General features: G+C 53.4%; 15 protein-coding genes and 1 pseudogene. 8 read left to right on the top strand and 8 right to left on the bottom strand.

The window, feature by feature from the left end; all coding sequences use genetic code 11:
* Positions 1-123 precede the first annotated feature (123 nt).
* A complete protein-coding gene (locus tag PMI20_RS29795; protein WP_007925366.1) occupies positions 124-1197 on the top strand; it encodes an amidohydrolase family protein in 1074 nt (357 codons plus the stop codon).
* A gap of 103 nt (positions 1198-1300) precedes the next feature.
* Complete coding sequence (locus tag PMI20_RS29790; protein ID WP_007925365.1) at positions 1301-2596, top strand: OmpP1/FadL family transporter; 1296 nt, start codon at positions 1301-1303, stop codon at positions 2594-2596.
* A 98-nt stretch (positions 2597-2694) separates the two neighbouring features.
* Here the strand turns inward: PMI20_RS29790 and PMI20_RS29785 are convergent, their stop codons facing one another.
* Positions 2695-2988, bottom strand: coding sequence for a Rossmann-fold NAD(P)-binding domain-containing protein (locus PMI20_RS29785; protein ID WP_157173151.1), 294 nt, complete (start codon positions 2986-2988; stop codon positions 2695-2697).
* Positions 2989-3220: 232 nt separating this feature from the next.
* Here PMI20_RS29785 and PMI20_RS29780 point away from each other — a divergent pair, with 232 nt between their 5' ends.
* Positions 3221-3346, top strand: coding sequence for a hypothetical protein (locus PMI20_RS29780; RefSeq protein WP_007925363.1), 126 nt, complete (start codon positions 3221-3223; stop codon positions 3344-3346).
* A 176-nt stretch (positions 3347-3522) separates the two neighbouring features.
* On the opposite strand, the gene PMI20_RS29775 is transcribed toward PMI20_RS29780, so the two are convergent.
* A complete protein-coding gene (locus PMI20_RS29775) occupies positions 3523-3771 on the bottom strand; it encodes a helix-turn-helix domain-containing protein (RefSeq protein WP_007925362.1) in 249 nt (82 codons plus the stop codon).
* A 106-nt stretch (positions 3772-3877) separates the two neighbouring features.
* Here PMI20_RS29775 and PMI20_RS29770 point away from each other — a divergent pair, with 106 nt between their 5' ends.
* Together PMI20_RS29770 and PMI20_RS29765 are read left to right on the top strand one after the other, a co-directional pair.
* On the top strand, positions 3878-4453 hold the full coding sequence (locus PMI20_RS29770; protein WP_007925361.1) for a VspR family transcription factor: 576 nt from the start codon (positions 3878-3880) through the stop codon (positions 4451-4453).
* Entirely contained in the window at positions 4450-5841 is a 1392-nt protein-coding gene (locus PMI20_RS29765; RefSeq protein WP_007925358.1) for a DEAD/DEAH box helicase, read from the top strand. Before PMI20_RS29770 ends, PMI20_RS29765 begins: the two co-directional genes overlap by 4 nt.
* Before the next feature lie 396 nt (positions 5842-6237).
* Here PMI20_RS29765 and PMI20_RS29760 read toward each other — a convergent pair whose 3' ends face one another.
* Positions 6238-8562 (bottom strand): CHASE2 domain-containing protein, encoded by a 2325-nt coding sequence (locus PMI20_RS29760; protein ID WP_081502434.1) that lies wholly within the window; start codon positions 8560-8562, stop codon positions 6238-6240.
* 491 nt (positions 8563-9053) lie between these two features.
* On the bottom strand, positions 9054-9113 hold the full coding sequence (locus tag PMI20_RS29755) for a PhzF family phenazine biosynthesis protein (protein ID WP_238543422.1): 60 nt from the start codon (positions 9111-9113) through the stop codon (positions 9054-9056).
* A 224-nt stretch (positions 9114-9337) separates the two neighbouring features.
* On the opposite strand from PMI20_RS29755, the gene PMI20_RS29750 reads away from it, so the two are divergent.
* Together PMI20_RS29750 and PMI20_RS29745 are read left to right on the top strand one after the other, a co-directional pair.
* Positions 9338-10696: an aminotransferase-like domain-containing protein gene (locus PMI20_RS29750; protein WP_007925354.1), complete on the top strand. Its 1359-nt coding sequence runs from the start codon at positions 9338-9340 to the stop codon at positions 10694-10696.
* Positions 10697-10827: 131 nt separating this feature from the next.
* Positions 10828-11019, top strand: a pseudogene (locus tag PMI20_RS29745) (histone-like nucleoid-structuring protein, MvaT/MvaU family); the annotation flags it as partial.
* A 179-nt stretch (positions 11020-11198) separates the two neighbouring features.
* On the opposite strand, the gene PMI20_RS29740 reads toward PMI20_RS29745, so the two are convergent.
* The gene (locus tag PMI20_RS29740) at positions 11199-11771 is read right to left on the bottom strand and encodes a hypothetical protein (RefSeq protein ID WP_007925353.1); all 573 of its coding nucleotides are present in this window, start codon (positions 11769-11771) and stop codon (positions 11199-11201) included.
* A 247-nt stretch (positions 11772-12018) separates the two neighbouring features.
* Between PMI20_RS29740 and PMI20_RS29735 the strand changes: the two genes are divergently transcribed.
* On the top strand, positions 12019-12747 hold the full coding sequence (locus tag PMI20_RS29735) for a response regulator transcription factor (RefSeq protein WP_007925352.1): 729 nt from the start codon (positions 12019-12021) through the stop codon (positions 12745-12747).
* A gap of 581 nt (positions 12748-13328) precedes the next feature.
* Here the strand turns inward: PMI20_RS29735 and PMI20_RS29730 are convergent.
* The 3 genes from PMI20_RS29730 to PMI20_RS29720 are packed head-to-tail and all read right to left on the bottom strand — an operon-like array spanning position 13329 to position 18146.
* Positions 13329-14567 (bottom strand): HlyD family type I secretion periplasmic adaptor subunit, encoded by a 1239-nt coding sequence (locus PMI20_RS29730; protein WP_007925351.1) that lies wholly within the window; start codon positions 14565-14567, stop codon positions 13329-13331.
* Between the two features lie 40 nt (positions 14568-14607).
* A complete protein-coding gene (locus PMI20_RS29725) occupies positions 14608-16722 on the bottom strand; it encodes a type I secretion system permease/ATPase (protein ID WP_007925350.1) in 2115 nt (704 codons plus the stop codon).
* Positions 16719-18146 (bottom strand): TolC family outer membrane protein, encoded by a 1428-nt coding sequence (locus PMI20_RS29720; RefSeq protein WP_007925349.1) that lies wholly within the window; start codon positions 18144-18146, stop codon positions 16719-16721. The genes PMI20_RS29725 and PMI20_RS29720 overlap by 4 nt, the downstream gene beginning before the upstream one ends.
* Positions 18147-18360 lie beyond the last annotated feature (214 nt).

Genomic DNA, 18360 nt, shown 5'->3' with positions numbered 1-18360 from the left:
TGATTGAATAACAGTGTTCAATATTGATCTCGAAAGTTATTTCGTCATGCCCGCCACGCCGAGCGCCAGGTTTTTGCGCAGGGACTGCAGTCACTCGGTCGAAGCCCAGTCAAGAGAGTCAGCATGTCTATCAAGCAAGGCCGTATCGATGTCCATCACCACATCATTCCGCCCGCGTTTGTCGAAGCGATGGACGCCAGGGGGTTGCACAAGGTGGCCGGTGCGCCGTTGCCGGCGTGGACGCCGGAGAAATCCATCGAAGTGATGGACATGAACGGGATCGAGCGGGCAATCACCTCACTGTCTGCCCCGGGCGTGCATTTTGGCGACGGGGTCCGGCAGGCCGGAGAACTGGCCCAGCGCTGCAACGAATTCGCCGCGCAGATGCGTTCGCGCTATCCCAGCCGGTTTGGCAATTTCGCGGTGCTGCCGATGCCGTTCACCGAGGCAGCCTGTAGCGAAGCGGTGTATGCGTTGGATGTGCTCAAGGCCGAGGGCATTGTGCTGCTGGGCAGCACCGACGGGGTCTTCCTGGGCGATCCGCGGTTCGACGAACTGATGGCCGAACTCGACCGCCGCAGGACCGTGGTGCTGGTGCACCCCAACATGCACCAGAGCAGCGAGAACATTGGTCTGCAGACTCCGGGTTTTCTTATCGAGTTCCTCTGCGACACCACACGCGCCGCCGTCAACCTGATCCTCGGCGGGGCCATGGAGCGTTATCCCGGCATCCGCTGGATACTTGCCCATTCCGGCGGCTTCCTGCCGTTCGTAGCCTGGCGCGTGTCGCTGGCCAACGCCTTGCCGGAGTTCCAGCAGCATGCGCCGCAGGGCGTCATGACCTATATCCGGCGCTTCTACTACGACACCGCCTTGTCGCCGTCGCGCTACTCCATGGCGGCGCTCAAGGAGCTGGTGGAGCCGTCGCACATTCTCTTCGGCAGCGATTTTCCCTTCGCACCGGCACCCGCCACCGCCCTGCAATGCCAGACCCTGGACGGCTCGGACCTGTGGTTGCCGTCGATCCAGCACGGGATCAACCGCGGCCATGCCCTGAGCCTTTTCCCGCAGTTCCGGAAGGCGGATGAAGTCGTCACGCCGGCGCCCATCTACCAGGGCGAATCTTTCGCACAACGCTTGCGGCGCAGCCTGACCCGACCGGTCGGCGCCCTGGCGGAGCGCCTGCGCAAGCGTTGAATCGCCCCTAATCAGGGCAATGCCGAATCTGATCGAACCTGTGTTCATCAGCGTGATCCGGACGACCTCCGGTGCTTAAACAAAAATAATAAGAGCCATATCCATGACAATAAGAAATCAGCTTTGCCTGCTGGGGCTTTGCCTCACCTCCACTCAACTCTTGGCCAACGGCCTGCAGATCAACGAACAGAGCATCAGTTCGGAAGGCAAGGCCTATTCCGGCCGAGCCTCGGACGTTCAGGACGCGACCATCGTCTACGGCAACCCCGCGGGCATGTCGAAACTGGCCGGCGAGCACGTCAGCGGCGGTCTCAGTTTCATCAGCGTCAATTCGCGCATCAGCGGGGTCGACACCCCGGTGGCGGGCACTTCTCGTGGCGACATGGTGCCCGACCCCATAGTCGTACCGTCGGCGTTCTATACCCGGCAACTGAACCAGGACTGGCATGTCGGCTTCGGTGTCTACGCGCCCTTTGGCGGCAGTACCGATTACGAAAGCAGCTTCCAAGGGCGCTATCGCAGTTCGCGAACCCAGGTCAAAGTGGTGACCTTGCAACCGACCCTGAGCTACCGCATCAACGATCGGCTGGCGGTGGGCTTCGGGCCAACCATCAACCGCATCGACGGTCTGCTCGAAAGCAAGATCGACAACCGCGCGGTGGGCGGGCAGGGCGACGGGACCGTCAAGGTCACGGGTGACGACACTGCGCTGGGCTTCAATCTGGGCATCCTGTTCGATCCGTTCGACGACCTGACGCTGGGCCTGACCTACCACTCGAGGGTCAAGTACAACCTCAAGGGCACGACCCGGGTGACCGGCGCCAACGGCCTGCTGGCACCGATCCCGGCGCTGGGCCTGCCGGGGCTCAATGGTAAATATGACGCAAGCTTGGACTTCACCACCCCCGAGACTGTCGATGCCTCGCTGACCTGGCGCGTCAATGAGCGCCTGGACTTCTCCGCTGGTGCGCTGTGGAGCCGATGGAGCCGGGTACCCGAGCTGAGAGTCCTGAACAGTAGCGTGCCGCAGGCCTATGGCGCCTTCGATAGCATTGTCGAAACCCTGAAATGGCGCGACACCTGGTCGTTTTCCACCGGCGCGTCCTATCGCCTCAATAAGCAATGGAAGGTTCGCGCAGGCATTGCCTACGAACCGACGCCCATGCCCAATCAATACACCACAACCCGTGCACCTTCGGGCGACCGCAAGATCTTCACCCTGGGTCTGAACTGGCAGATGACCGACCGGACCTCACTGGACCTGGGGTATGGCTACATCCACGAGGATGCGGTCAAGGTGTCCCAGGCCACCTCCCAAGGTGGTTTGCGTCCAGCCTACAGCTCCACCTACCACAACAGCGTCAACGGTCTTGGGTTACAGATGAACTACAGTTTTTGATCTGTCAGGCCCTACAGTATTGGGCCTACCTGGAAGCCGCAGTCTTCTGCCCACGATCATGCAAAAAGACCAGAGTTATTCTGGTCTGGCTTCTTTCTTCATGAATTAATGCTTGGAGCTTTATTCAACTGTGCAGCTTTCGCTAAATTTCCAGAGCTGTGCTGCGAATTCATGAATTCAGCAACGGTAGATGGCTTTATTTGTTTGTCGTTTTCGTAGTACAGGCCCGATTCGCCAGTTAGTTGATTAGTGGTTGCGCAGTGAAGTATTACCTTGGCTCCTTCTTTCGGAATTTTAAGCAAGAACTTCAGTAGCCAGTGCAGCGGCCGGGGCAGCGTTCGCCAAACTTCAGTACCAATCATTCCTGGATGTACTGCATACGGGGTGCTCAAAAGCAAGATCGATAACGGTGTGGTGGGCGGGCGACGGGGCTGTTGAAGTCATGGGCGACGACATAACGTTAGGTTTCATTCTGTTCGATATGTTCGATGACCTGACGCTGCGCCTGACCTACCACTCGAAGGTCGATTGCATCCTCAGGGGCAAGAGCAAGGTGAGTAGTGCCAATGGGTTGCTGGCACCGATCCCGGTGCTGGGTATGGTGCAACGAGCCTGGACTTCACCATGCCCGAAACCGTTGATGCCTTGGTGACTTGGTGTTTCAACGAGCGCCTGGGCTTTTCCGTTGGCGTGTCGCGGGGCCGGCCGCCCGAGCTGAAAGTGCTGAATCGTGACGTGCTGCAAGTTTAGGATCGGGGAGCCTCCAGATATTTTCTAAAGCGCTCGAATCCTCAGTCTGGATATGCCAGCGTTATGGTCTGTCTAGCTCAACGAGTTGATTTTGAGAAGTTATAGAGTGAGGCCATCGACGCGAAATCAGTGCCAGCGATTTCAGAAGATTGAACGTTGGGAGCTCAGGTGCCAGGTTAGCGGTCGTCAGTGAGAACTCGCTCCGTCTGACGTGTAAGTCGAGGCAGGAGACTATGAGGCTGGCATTTCAATTGGATGGCTATTCGGTAGAGCTTTTCGATGGTGAGATTTACCTCTCCGCGCTCGATTCTACCCATGTAGCTACGATCAATCTCGCAGGCGTGAGCTAGCGCATCTTGAGACATTCCCTCTGCCCCCCTCCGTTCGCGGATATTCTGCCCGAGAACCTTCGCTAACTGCTGCATAACTGCCTCGACTTGCACGAGGCGGAACTATCGGTCGTTTACTGATAAAGGCGCGACGGACTATAATCCGCATTTTGTTTGATGGTTAGCATTCCTGGGTGCCTGTATGAAATCTGCGATATTTAAACTAGACAGGCGCATTTTTGGGCTGCTCCAGGATGGAGACTTTCAACGGTTCACGATTCGCATGCTGCGCGATGCGTACGCTAAACAGTTGGGTAAAGCCGGCGGTGGATCAGGTGAGCTGTGGCGATACATTTATGATCAGATTGTTCGACTGAAGCGCGTTGGATGGATTCGGCAAGATGAGATCCGCCGAAAACGTGACCAGCTCTACTATGTGCTGGGGGCACCTGATTCGGTTGCCCTGGTACTCGTTGACGGCAGCTTCCAGAGTACACAGCCTTGTACTGCAACTTCGCCTGAGGAGAGGTCGGGGCAGCCAGGTTCTCCAACCCAACTAACCTCTGCCCAGCGGCTAGAGATACTTGCCAAAGAGATTCGCTTGGACATGCTTTGCTCCCTGGGTGAAGCAGAACGTTACAAGCAACTGTTCACTGAGATGCCGCAGTTGAGATTACGAGTCGAGCACGACTACATCGAGGCGCGGGATCGAAGCTCTCGACTCCTCGGCCATCTGCGGGCGGTGGAGAAGACGCTGAAATTGTTGGCGGCAGCATGAGTGCTCTGCGTAACTGGCAGAGCGAAAGCGTTGAAGCTGCGCTGCAGCAATATCGGTCTTCGCAGCACTTCTTTTGCCAAGCCACTCCAGGCGCTGGTAAGAGTCGAATGGCGGCAGAGGTCGCTAGACGACTGCTCTCCATGGGCGAGATTGACCTCATTCTATGTTTCGCCCCCTCATGCCAGGTGGTGGAAGGACTGGCGAAGACATTCGCCAGTGTTATGGGGAGGCGCTTTGATGGGCGGTTGGGGGCTGTCGGTCTTTCTTCCACATATCAAGCAATGGAGCACCAGGATGCCTCGTTTTGGCGTTTGCTTGATGAGTATAAAGTGCTCGCCGTCTTCGATGAGATTCATCATTGTGCCGGGCATGACCCTTTGCTGAGCAACGCCTGGGGACAGGTCATACTGCAACGGATACAGGATCAAGCTGCATTCACTCTCGCTCTTTCCGGAACGCCCTGGAGATCAGACGCGCGAGCTATTGCGCTTGCTCGCTACTCAGATCCCGAGGGGCGCTTGATCTGTGATTACCGTTACGGGCTTAAGGAAGCGATAGCTGACCGGGTATGTCGCTCCCCACGAATCGTTTTGATCGACAACAATGCCGTTCGGCTGACCGAGTTGGTCGATAACAATCCATCGGTGACAGTCTTTCCAAGCATCGCACAATTGCTGAGCGAATCGCCCGTCACCTTTGAAGAGTTGCTTGCGCATGACGACACCGTTAGGCAGGTTGTGGAGCTGGGGTGTCGTCGATTGGACATCATTCGTTCTAGCGTGCCGGACGCCGCCGGTCTGGTTGTCGCGACGAATGTCTCCCATGCCAATCAGGTTGCGGCAGTGCTAAGGGCCCGAGGCGAGGAGTGCCGTGTAGTGACTAACCGTACGCCCGGCGCGCAAGAGTTGATCAACAGTTTTCGACAGGGCGAAGGTCGCTGGATCGTTGCTGTCGGGATGATCAGTGAAGGGACTGATATACCTCGACTTCAGGTCTGCTGCTACTTGAGCAGGATCAGGACTGAACTGCACTATCGACAGGTCCTAGGTCGGGTGCTTAGACGACAGGGCAACGTCGATTCAGAGGCGTGGCTTTACGTGCTTGCTGAGCCTTCTCTACTACAATTCTCGCAGCGAGTGGCCGAGGATCTGCCAGAAGATTTGGCGGTACTGGACCGCGCCCAGCTAGCTAGTGTCGGACCCATGGATTGTGCGGTTGGGGAGAACTACGAAGGCGAGATTGGGGGCGGTCTATTTGAGATTACGGTGAAGCGATCTCGAGGGTTGGCTGATGATGAGCTGCTGGTCATTGAATCCTTAGAACGTGAGCAGACGTACAGGATGGAACTGACATCTGGGTTTCGGACGGAGATACTTTCCGTTTATTAGGCGAAAATGCTTATCCCTGCTGACTGGTATTTGAGGACGATGACTGTATTGCGGCGTGTGGAGATTGGGGGGGGGAGGGGGCGGCTGACTTTAAGCAGACGATGGATGAAAGCGTTAGACGGCCAACGGATCGAGCACTTTGATCTTGAATGACTGGCCTGAGACTGAGTAAAGGGCGGTTATTGGATATCACCAATCTGATGGAGCTACCGCCCCTCGGTACGCCAAAGCCTCAGACAGTTCAGTATTCCTGCATGGGTACAACAACAGCAACAGGTGCGTAGTGTTGGCTCACAATAGCCTATCATCAGATACGCTACAGATCAGTTTCAGGGAAGAGCATGTCCCTGAACTCACGCGGAAACATGGTTAGGCACCGTTCGAATCTGTGGAGTATTAAGTTCTTTGAAAAAAGAGCTTGAACGTAGTTCCCACTCCAAGTGAACTGGTGCACTCAATGCAAGCATTATGACGTTGCATGACACTATTGACAAAAGCCATGCCCAACCCGTAGCCGTTTCCGCGTTTGCTGTCTTTGCCAAACTGGCGGAATTCATCGAACAGATGTGGCAAATCCTCTTCGGAAATACCTTGTCCCTCATCTCGGATGGTTAGAACAATTGTTGTATCTTCCGGCATAAGCTCAATATTAATCACAGTGTCCCGTTCGCTGTATTTCACTGCATTTTCCAGCAGGTTGAAGATTGCACGGTTTAGTAGTTCTTGGGATCCATTTGTCAGGCAGGTTTCGTCATCGATAAATGAATGTTGGATCCGAATATTTTTGTGTTGGGCTAAAGCCCAAACCTGATCTATTGCATCAAGTACAATGGCCCCTATGAATACTGGCTCGAATATCAATGGCTTGGTTTTGGCTTCGTCTAATTGCATAAAACCATCGGTAAGGCTCAGGGTCCGTTGAACTTGTTGTTCTATATGCCGGCGAAGCTCATCGATAGACATAGGTTCTCTAGTTTTCTGCTGCATTTTCAGAAGTGCCAGAATGGCAGACTGAGGAGCCCGTAGATCATGAGATAGAAAGCGCAGCATACGACTTCGTTGCTCTTGGGCCAGGTACTCCACTGTAAAGTCGAGCAAAACTATCAGCCAGCCAATGTGTTCACCTTCTTCGGTATCCAGAGGCGCCAACTGTATTTTGAAACTGCGCCCAGCGGGAGTGTGGATGATCTGCTCGGCAAGCCGTTCCACTGAGAACTCCTGAGTCCAAGGGGGAATATGTAAGGGCGCAAACGGATCGGGCTGTGGCTTAAGGTCGCGTAGGATCTGGAAGATATCCTGGCCAATCAGAAGTGAAGAGGAGTCGTCGGATTTCCCTTCCAGAGTAATGGCATTTAGATTGGCTAATCGTACTTGACCTTTCAAGTCGGTGACGAAGATCGCCAATGGTAGGCTGTCTAGGCTTTGTGCGATAAAGCGTTGCGAGTCACGAATATGAGTGATCATCGACTCCAGTGCTAGAGCTCGTCCGACCAGTTCATCTCCGTGAAAAACTGGCTTGGGCAGAGCAGGTACTCCTTTAAGTTCGGGCTGCATGCGGTTTAGTTTTACATCGAAATAATCCACGAGGGCATTGAGCCGTCTCCAACTCCAGAACATATAGGCTATTAGGATACCTGCTAGGCTGGCCCCGGGAGGTGACCACCAACCTAGAGCTAGAAATATCATCGATAGCACCAGCCGGACGGCTATTATCCCCCAGCAGGCAAGAAAGGCATTGCGCAGGCAGAGGGTTGGAAGTATGAAAAGCACGACCAATACTGAAATGATTGAGAGGCTGATGTTTATCCATGTTGGTATCGTCTTAATCAGAGAGTGATGAAGAAAGCCGTTCATTAAATGAGCTTGAAGAATGATTCCCGGCATGTTGCCGCTCGAAGCCGATAGTGGAGTTGGGTAGCGCTCACCAAGTCCCGAAGCGGTGACTCCAACCAGAATAATACGGTTGCGTAGCAATTCATCTGGTACCTCACCAGTTAATACGCTGGAGAATGAGACAGAGGGCACCGAAGAAGGTTTTTTGCTGAAAGGGATAAATACTTTATTCCATCCGAACCATTGTTCTCCCAATTTATTGGCGCAGCAGATCTCAGATAATTTTGGTTGCTGAGCTGTTGTAAAAGTTGCTGCATAAGCCTCCCAAGTCAGTAGGTTGAGTTGCCCTTTGGCATTACCCTCCGTCAGGTAAACTTGGCGAACGACACCATCGACTTCGATTGGGACGTAAATGTGGCCGACGGCCTTAGCACCCTCGGCTACCGGTTTGATTGGAGGCATAAAATGTGGCTGTAGGTTTGCGGGCAGATTAGCCTCCTGCAGGGTGGGAACGACCACACTGCCAACTTTGGCCATTGCTGCTCCCAAATGCCGGTCAGTCTCGGGGTTGGAGTCTGGCTCAGTGAAAATCACATCGTAGAGCACAACTTTTGGTGTCAACGGAGCCAGTTTTTCCAGTAGTTCGGTATGAATGTCTCTGGGCCAGGGCCAGCGTCCAATGGCCTTGATGCTGGCATCATCAATGGTGATCAACAGGATGCGGGAGTCTAAAGGAGGAGGGATAAAGGGGATCAGTTTGTCGTAAATGAACCGGTCCAGTGGCCATTGAGGAGGCGCTGATAGGTAGCCTACAACTGGTAGCAGCAGTAGGGCGACAATGATTCCCTCCTGGAATAGTTTTCGAGTCAACAACTGAATACTGAGCACGATAAGTGGAAGCCTTGGTCAATGATTAAAAGCGCACTCGAATACGAGCGCCTTCAGTCTCGCCACGCTTGACGAATACAGTTAGGCCAGTAGCCCGTAGGGCCTTGTACTCACGAGCAATCAACCCCAGGTCGGTATTCAGAGTCGAAATCGCTGTAAATCGGGACCGCTCCACTATCAGCTACGGCGCTCCGATCGATACCTCTCGGAACGGACCGCCGGCTAAGTTGGACTCGGCACAACCAAGCATTTTCGCTACGGTTTCGCGAGACAGTGGTGTGTCGCGGTATTGCGGGCTGCCAGAGTCAGCAGCAAGGTCATTGAAGATGAGCGCAATACTTCGACCGGAACGATTCCGATGCAGCACTCCTGGCGCAATAGGTCTAACGTGTCCAAGCTCGGACCGGATAACGGGCGAGCACCGAATGTGCCGTGGCAGCCGTTGGATACTTGGCAAAAGGCAGTTCGTTCATTGGCGTGAAAATACGCACTCAATAATCAGCATCCGTTGTCGCCGGTTTGAGGATGAAAACGGTTTCTGAAAGGTTCATCTCGCGCGCGATCTTCTGCATGGTTCCGGTGCGAAATCATCAGCATCGAAAACGACCGCGACGGGGTTGCCGTAGAGGGGAGGCCGAGTGAAGGCGTCGACCTGGACAAAATCGTAATTCATGGGGGGTTGGCATCTGTAATGCTGTTGAATCCAGAGCATAGGGCTTGAGACGCTTCTGGTAAATAAATATAGTGTCACGTCACACTTTTGCGCGGAGACTTTATGCACCTGACCTCTCCCTGGGTCCCCAGACTCGCGGATAGCTCGGCCTCCCCGGTGGATCGCCTGGTGTCTGCGCTTGCCGATGACATCCTTGAAGGCCAACTGGATACGGGGGATCGATTGCCTGCCCACCGCGATTTGGCCGACAGGCTGAGAATTGGCGTGGGTACGGTGACTAAGGCGTATAAGGTCCTTGAGCGCCGTGGGCTGGTGCGCAGCGTAAAGGGCAGCGGCATGTTCGTCGCCTTGGCCCAGACGCGCCGGGGGCCGCTTATTGACCTATCCCGAAACGCGCCTCCCATGGTGATGACCACGCGTTTGCTGACCCGAACACTCATGGCAATAGCTAGGCGCGTCGACTCTGGATTGTTCAATGACTATCCACCCATAGGTGGCCATGACGAACATCGGCGCTTGTTAGCGAGATGGTTTGCGGGGCTAGGCATGGATACGGATCCACAGCATCTGCTGTTGACCGGTGGCGCTCATCACTCGGTGTCTCTTGCTCTATCGGCGATATGCAATCCAAGTGGCACACTTTTCACCGAAGCACAGACCTACCCGGGAGTGATTGCCCTCGCCCGACATCAACGCATTCCAATCGTCGGCGTCCCTATGGATGGAGAAGGTATCGTTCCAGAAGCTCTGGATCAGTTGCTGGCTGTCAGGCAGCCAGGCCCGGCTGTGTTGTATGTGACCCCTACCATGCAAAATCCGACAACTGCGACGATGGGTTTGGTGCGGCGCCAGGACATCGTTGCAGTGTGCCGTCGTCACGACATCATGATCATCGAGGATGATGTCTATACCCTGTTCGCCAACCCTGAGCTTCCGCCTCTGGCCATGCTCGCTCCCGAGCGGACGTTTTATGCCAACAGCATGTCCAAGACGTTGAACCCGACATTGAGGATTGGTGGCCTAATCGCTCCTGCAACGATGTTCGCGCAGACTGAGGAGGCATTGCGGGCAACGGCGATTATGGTCTCCCCACTCAGTTGTGCGGTCATGGAGCAATGGTTGACCGATGGTACGGCCGAGACGATCAGCCAAGCGATTCAGGATGAATCGAAGCGGCGTGTTGCGCTGGCTCTTTCGATACTAGGCGACAGGATGCAGGCACCAGATCAACGTGGCTATCACGTGTGGCTGCCTATGTCGACTCATGAGGCGCTGCAGCTGGAGCATGAGGCCAAGGGGCTGGGCATACTGATCACCCCACCCGCTTCCACCGCAGCCAATCCGGGGCCGTCAGCAAACAGTGGGGTTCGTTTATGTCTTGGCGCACCGCCAATTGCTGATTTGCGCACGGCATTGTCCTCTATTGCAAGGCTCCAACCAGGAATGCCATCGACAATCTAGCCCTATGGGTGGCTCCTTCTAGCGAGTCCTTAAAACTTGGGCAGATCTGAGAGCTGGCTTTTTTCCAAAGATGAAGCCACTGCGTACATTCTGCGCAAGGCCTCTCAGGTAGGGGGCGGTGAGGTCATCCGGTCATCAATATTCTTGATTCTGAAGTAGGTTGTCATATCCCTGCCGTTGCACCAAAGACAGCCCGCAAAGCTCGTGGTGTGAAGATCTACAAGAACCCGAACTCGGGTGAACTGGTCGAAACCAAAGGCGGCAACCATCGTCAGTTGAAAGAATGGAAAAGCGAGTTTGGTGCAGACGTTGTTGAGCTGTAGCGCATTCAGTAAGGCCAACTTGATTACAAGAGGCCTATGTGGTTAATGCCGGCCAGTTAAACCACTCCTCTGACCTTTGACCGCAAAAAGTCCAAACCCGAGACCTGAATTTGCGTCGGATTTTTCACTGCGAGGGAAAGCAAAATGCTGGATAATTCGAGATAAAATCTGAAATAAACTTATAGTTCTTTATTTTGCTTGTGTCTGTTTTTATGTTGAGGTGGGTCTTTTTTCTTGTCGATGGTGGCGGTTTTTGGTGGTGTCCTTGCTTCAATAGGCAAGCCAAGCACGGGGATGTTTGTTTTTTGGCCATTACGAACAGGAATTCGCGCAAGAGTGTTGGCTAATTTGGCAGTGGAAAGAGGCTTGCTTAGTATGCCTAAACAGCGGAATTCAGGTGTGTTGGTTTCGTAAATAATATCCTGGCAATAATTGGTTGAATGAGTTTCACCGATTAGCAAGAAGTAGCGCGCTAGCTTTTTTTTGGCTATCTCCAGAATCAGCATATTCAGTTCAACTTCATTTAGATTGGCGCTGAATAGGATTACGTCGAAGGGTCTTCGGGTGCTCATCAAGGTGATTAAGGCTTCCAGGCAATTTAGTGCGGGGGAGCTATTGAAGTACCCGGCTTGTCCAAGTTTGCTCAATGTCTCCATAAGCTGGAATGACCAATTGTCGACAACTAGAATGCGAAGATTGCTTTTTGCAGTCTCTACCGACTCTGACTCTTCATCAATAAACTGATTTTGCATTCAGTCTCCTCGCTCTTCCGGGATCTGAGCTCACCTCATCCAGTATCAGGAGGGAAGCTAGGATGAGCTTGTGTATCTAAATTGAAACATGTCTGAAAAAATATCTGAAAACTGGCGCAGATAAACTATCTTAGTTAAAATTCAGTGTGGTCTCGTGGTTTAGTGACAGTTGTTCACAGTGCATTGGTGCGTTTATAGCGCTACCTATGCCATAAGTTGATGTTACTCTGCTGACTGGAGCTCCCCTATGCGCATTGCTATTCTTGATGACGAACCGATGGAGCTTGAACTCTTGCAGGATGCGCTCGGTTCCTACAGCTTGCATGATGGCTCTTTGCTGTCGTGTACGGCTTTCTCCAATAGCTCGGAGCTATTGCGCCGGCTCAAGCGAGAAACCTTTGACCTAATTATCCTTGACTGGCAAATCCCCGAAATTAGCGGGCTACAGGTGTTGCTGTGGATCAAAGAACATCTCAAGCCAGCACCGCCAGTGATCATGCTGACCTCGCGCGCTGCCGAGCGTGATGTGGTTCAGGCTCTTAATGCGGGAGCTGATGAGTACATCAGCAAACCGTTTCGTCAGGCCGAACTTTTGGCTCGTTTGAATAACGTACTGCGTCATTGCCAAGGGAAGAGGGCTTATGATGAACGAGTGTTAATCTTTGGCAACATTCGTTTTGATATTCACGAGTTACAGGTCAGGGTCAGTGATGTACCTGTTGCATTGACGCTTCGAGAGTTCAATCTAGCATTGCTACTGTTCAAGAATCAGGGGCGCCCATTGTCTCGCGATTATCTGTATGAGCATTTATGGGCGAGGGGGGAAATGCTGTCTTCGCGTACTCTGGACACCCATATCTATCGGATTCGTAATAAGTTAAAGCTGACATCCGAACATGGTTGGGTATTGAGTAATGTCTACGGCTACGGTTACCGTCTTGAGGCGTTGGGTGCGCAAGATATAGAGGAGTCATGACGACGAGAGAAGGAAATTTAATCGTCTATCACTTGAACCTTGATTCGGTGATTGGGTTGCCGGCAGTCAATCAGCTCCGGTGCGGTGTTGGTACCGGGGCAATTGACTACGGGGCAGCGCTACTTTTTCTCTGAACAACAATCAGTTCCTGCCTGGTGCCTGATTGTTTTAGTACTTCAGATACGGCCGCGACGTTAGTTTTTCATGGGCCTGTGGTGGCCCGCGACATGCCTGCTATGGGGGGGGCTTAGGGAAAATATAGTGTCGCATTACCCAGCGGTTCTTCGGGGTGGGGTGCTGTTGTGCGTCAATCTCGACCAGCGCTTGACAGGTTATATCCTGGCCATTTTCGTGATAGCTAAATGCATAGACTGGGCCTGTTGTACTCTTGAAGAGCACTGGCAATGGAGATAGTCGTTCAGCGACAGTTCTTTAGCTCGAATGTGGGAGTTGATCGGTTGATTCGAGCGGGCAGTGATCGCCAAGGCCTCCAGCGGAATCGGAAAAGACTGAGTTGCAGGAGGCTTTATAGTTTAGAAGCATCATGATTTATGAAGGTAAATCTGAGTGGGCTTGAGTTTTTATCGCTCTCGAAGAGCTTCCTGTGTCTTGTTGAGTGGTTTCATTAAATAGGAAAGTACAGTCTTCTCACCGGTATGGATATCGACTGTTGCGATCATTCCGGGGACAATGGGGAGTTCTTTATTTGTCTTGCTTAATAGTGAGTCGGTATCGGTAATTATATAAACTCGATAATAATAAACGTCGCGGTGAACATCGTCCTGAAGTGTGTCGGGGGAGATGAGGGTAACTTTTCCTGGTAGACCACCGTAAATGGAATAGTCATAGGCTGAGATCTTCACGGTGGCTGCCTGTCCCGGATGAATGTAGGCAATGTCCCGAGGAGCGATCCTCGTTTCGACTTGTAGGCGTTCATCCAGAGGCACGATACGCATTAATTGACCGTTAGGCGGAATCACTCCTCCCACGGTGTTGACTTCAATGTCCTTGATAACACCGCGGACTGGAGAGGTAAAAGTGAGACGAGTCAATGAGTCATTTCGCCCTCGGGTCACCGATTGCTGAGCTTCAATCTCGGCATTAGCCTTGGCTAGCTCTTCTCTAGCCTTGACCAAGTATTGAGTTTGAGTGTCTGTATATTTGTTTTGCAGTTCATTAAGTTGTCGTTTCAGGCGCAGTACTTCCACGGTGCTGGCGGCGCCGCGGGTCACTAAAGGTGTGGTCAGTTGTAGTTCGCTGCGGATTAGTCGCATGGCTTCATTCAGGCCGGAGAGAGATTTTTCCAAACTTTCGCGTCGGGATTGAAAAAGTGCTGTTTCGGCCTTGACCAAGTCCGGCTCCTCGAGAACCTCTTGGGGAAACTGCAGAGGTATATTATTAACCTCGGCCATCAATCGAGCGGAGGTTGCTTGGGCTGCGCGACTACGTGATGCACTTTCCTCGACCGCTGATTCGATACGGGTTGGATCTAGTTGGGCTAATACTTCTCCCTTTTCAACGATGCTGCCTTCCTGAACATACAAGCTGGCCAAGACCCCACCTTCCAGTGACTTAATCACCTGCTCCTTGGAGGAGGCTATGACCTTGCCGGTACCGGTGGAGACTTCATCGAGTTTGAAATACCAAGCCCAAGCGGTGAAGGTAAAAAGCGCCAGGGTCAGACTCCAGACCAGTCGGGAAGCCCCGGGTAGCTCTTTTTCGGACAGGCCAAAGCCATCCACTTGTTGAGTGTCTGGCGCGTGTTGGGGTTTCTTGGGCGGTTCAGTTGTCTGGGGTTTTGCAATCAAGGTGTGGGGCATGGCGGTAGCTTCACTTACAAAATGAGGAGGGAGGATGGATCTACTTTCGTTGGTCAAACTGCGAAAGCACCTGTTCTTTGGTGCCATCCATGACGATGCGTCCGCCTTCGATCACCAGAACGCGATCTACCCACTTCAAAACTGCCAAGCGGTGTGTTGCTACCAATAAAGTGCGACCTTCCAGCCAGGGGATCAGGTGGTTCAGTACTTGTTGTTCGCTGACGTCGTCCAATGAAGCTGTTGGCTCATCCAGCAGGATGGTATTGGGGTCACGGATGATGGTTCGAGCCAACAATAGCGCCTGTTTCTGCCCGCCGGAGAGTCCGAAGCCACCTTCCATAATTTGATAGTCCAGGCCGCTTTCCTGGGCTTGAACCAGGGCTAGAGCGCCACTCAAGGATAATGCTTGGAGTATTTCGCTATCGGTTGCCATCGGTCGGCCGAGGGTCAGGTTGTCTCGTAGACTGCCGAAGAACAGATGCGAGTTCTGGGTCAGTAAACCCACATCCCGTCTTACATCTGCTGGATCTATTAAAGCCATCTCCAGCCCATCAAGCTTGATCGACCCACGCTGAGGCATGTGCATGCCTGCCAGCAGTTGCAGCAAAGTGGATTTACCCGCGCCATTTCGACCTAGAATTGCGATGCGTTCACCAGGCTGAATGTTCAAGTGCTTAATATCCAGCGCTGGAGCTTTGTCTTTCTCTCCATATTGAAATTGCACGCCGCTCAAGGCGAACTGACCACGGATCAGTGGGCGGTGCAATAGCTTGGAGCGTTCAGGTTGGTCCACCGGGCGCTTCATTAGCTCATCCAGCCCCTTGCGCGCAATTTTGGCTTGTTGCCAGCGAGCAAACACGCTTGAGATCTGCGCTAGGGGGGCCATCATTCGCGAAGCGAGAATCGAGGAGCCCACCAACGCACCGGTAGTCATGTCGCCGCTCATGACCAAGTAGCAACCGCCCAGCAGCACGGCGGCATAAACTAGGCTTTGCAGCTCTTGCGTCCATGTCATCAGTAGGTTGGTAATGTGGCGTTGTTTGATAGAAATATCCGCCGAGACAGCGTGTAACTGGTTCCATTGGTTCTGGAAACGCGGCTCGGCTCGTAACAGTTTGATGTCTTCAATGCCTTGTACTGCTTCCACCAGCACCGCGTTACGCAGTGCTGATTCGCGCATGCCCTCACTGGACAGGCGGGCCAGCGGTTTCTGCGCTAGAAAGCCCGGCAGGATCAGTAAAGGTAAGGCGCCCAGTGCGATGTACATCAATGGACCGCCGGTCATGTACAGGATTGCTAGAAACAACAATACGAACGGTAGGTCCGTGATTGCACTGATAGTGGTCGAGGTAATCAGCTCGCGCACCTGTTCTAGTTCGCGTATTTGAGAAATAAAGGTGCCGGTGGATTTTGATCTGACATCGTTGCGTAGGCGCAGCGCATGACCAAAGACCAGATCAGTGATCTTCAGGTCGGCACGTTTGCCAATCAGGTCGGCGATACGCGAACGTGACATGCGTAGAATGAACTCGAAACTGATGGCTAGCAGGACACCCAGAAACAAGACCCACAAGGTGGGGCCGGACTGAGCTGGGATGACACGGTCATATACCTGCATGGAAAAGATCACGCCGGCTAGGGCCAAGATGTTGGTTGCCATTGCTGCCAGCGCTACATCGCCATAGCGTTTCCAGTCGCGTAGGACAATGCTCCAGAACCAGTTGGGTTGATAGGGCTTAATGTAGTCGTCGACCCGGGCGTCGGGAACTGACGACTCTGGGCGTAGGATCGCGACCCGTACGGCGCGCTCGCGCAGTTGGGCGATGGTCAGATTGATAAACAGACCTTGCTCGCCGCTTTTGAGTACGCTCACGTTACCGGTGGTATCGGCTTTGTCGATGATCGCAACTTGTCCGTCATTGAGCTCCACGGCTAGCGGCAGGCGCCAAGGGTCGAGCGCAGCGTCGGAAAATGCCTCGAAGCGCAGTATTAGGCCCATTTGTGCAGCCATGCGCTGTAGGACAACGTTAGGGGCATTGCCGTGCTCCCACGCCAAAGAAACTCGGATCGATTCTTCGGATACGCCCATTCGGTAGTGTTTTGCAATGTTGAGCATTGCCTCTAACCAGGGCTGATATTGGGCGGCGATACTCATTGCTGAATCTCTATCTGGTGAATGGATGTATTGTTCAAGCCATAGGCTTCTCGGTTGTATCCGGCGGCACTGATATAGGTAATCAAACCCCGCCAGAAGTCGTGTCGTGTGATTTCCTGGTCCGCGGCAGCCTGATACACCTCCTGCTCGGCGTTGAGCAGGTCGAGTACCGAGCGGGTACCTACACTGTATTGGTCTCTATAGAGTGCACGGGTCTCCGCCATGCTCGCCATGCGCTGGCCGAGAATGCCCAGTCGCATGCGAGTACCGATGGCTTGTTCGCGAGCGCGCAGCAGGGTGTCTTCTGCTGTTAGTCGAGCTTCGTTGATGTTCGACTCTGCGCGGTCGATAGCGGCGGTAGCGCTACGGATCTGTGCTGAAACGGCCCCTCCCTGATATAGCAGCATGGAGCCGGTAAGCATCAAGGTGTTGTAGCTGCCATGTTCTTCGCCATTGCTCGGGTTGGTTCCGGTAATCGCCTGATTGGCTGAGGCTTCCAGAGTAATGGTCGGATAGCGCTGGGCCTTGGCATTTTCCAGTTGCCCATAGGCGGATTTGCGATCCGCTTCGGCGGCCAGGATGTCAGGTAGGATTGCGTAGTCGGGTGGGGTGTCTAGTCGTGCTGAGCGCTCCAGGTCCGCAGGTAGATCGGCCACCGCAGAAGGAAGGGGGTTGCCAATCAGCGTCGATAACCGTGCACGCCATTGTCCCAGCAACGTCGTTACTTGCTGGACGTTGGCTTGGGCACTCTGTAGCCGGGTGCTGGCCTGCACATAGTCAGATTGTGAGGTCAGGCCGGAGTCGGCTCGCAGCTTGACCATTTCCAACACCTCTTGAACTGCCTTGACCTGGTCCATGGCGATTTTCAATAGGCTTTGCTGGCGATGAACTTCCAGCATGCTCTCGGCGGTTTGTTCGGCAATTGTGTCAATCTGTTTGAGTAGAAGCGCCTGTTGTTTGAATACCTGGCCTTCAGCCTGAGTGACCGAACCACCGACCTTGCCGAAGTCGTACAGCATTTGTGAGGCCGATAGGCTTGCCACTTGGCCGTTGCCGTAGATATTCACTCGTCCGGAGTTCATCCCGGCGCTGATTTTTGGGTAATAGCCGGCTTTGGCAATATCGACCTGACCTTCCTGCTCTGTAATAGCCGATGCGGCTGAAATGATCGACGGATGAAGATTGACTGCGATGCCCACCGCTTCGCGCAGATCAAGAGTGTTGCGGGTAAACAGCGGGGACGTGAGCGTGCCTGGGCCTGCTTTACTTCCCAGCTCATCAGCTAGGCGTTGCGAGCTCAAGTCCTGCATCAGAGCTGGTTTTTCTTCTGAAAGCCAAGGCAGATTCAGTTCTCCAGATCGGGCAGGGGGGATGGATATCGGGATTATTAATATGCCAAACAGCAAGCCGCGTGATCTGAACATGTGTTTCAACGTTCCTGATTAATAAATATCCGGTCCAAGACCGCTTGTTTGAGCATGGGATGGTTATGCATCAAATGCAGTAGATAAGGTTTTTAATGGGCGATAGAGCTTGAGCGAATATTATTTTGTAAGAGGTGATTAGCTGTGAGCTAGTGATGTGCGGAAGTCTCGATTTCTTATCGATACTGTTTAAGCTTTTTACATGCTGTACCTA

Source organism: Pseudomonas sp. GM17 (assembly GCF_000282175.2).
Classification (GTDB): domain Bacteria; phylum Pseudomonadota; class Gammaproteobacteria; order Pseudomonadales; family Pseudomonadaceae; genus Aquipseudomonas; species Aquipseudomonas chlororaphis.
This window is presented reverse-complemented; position numbering and strand designations above follow the sequence as displayed.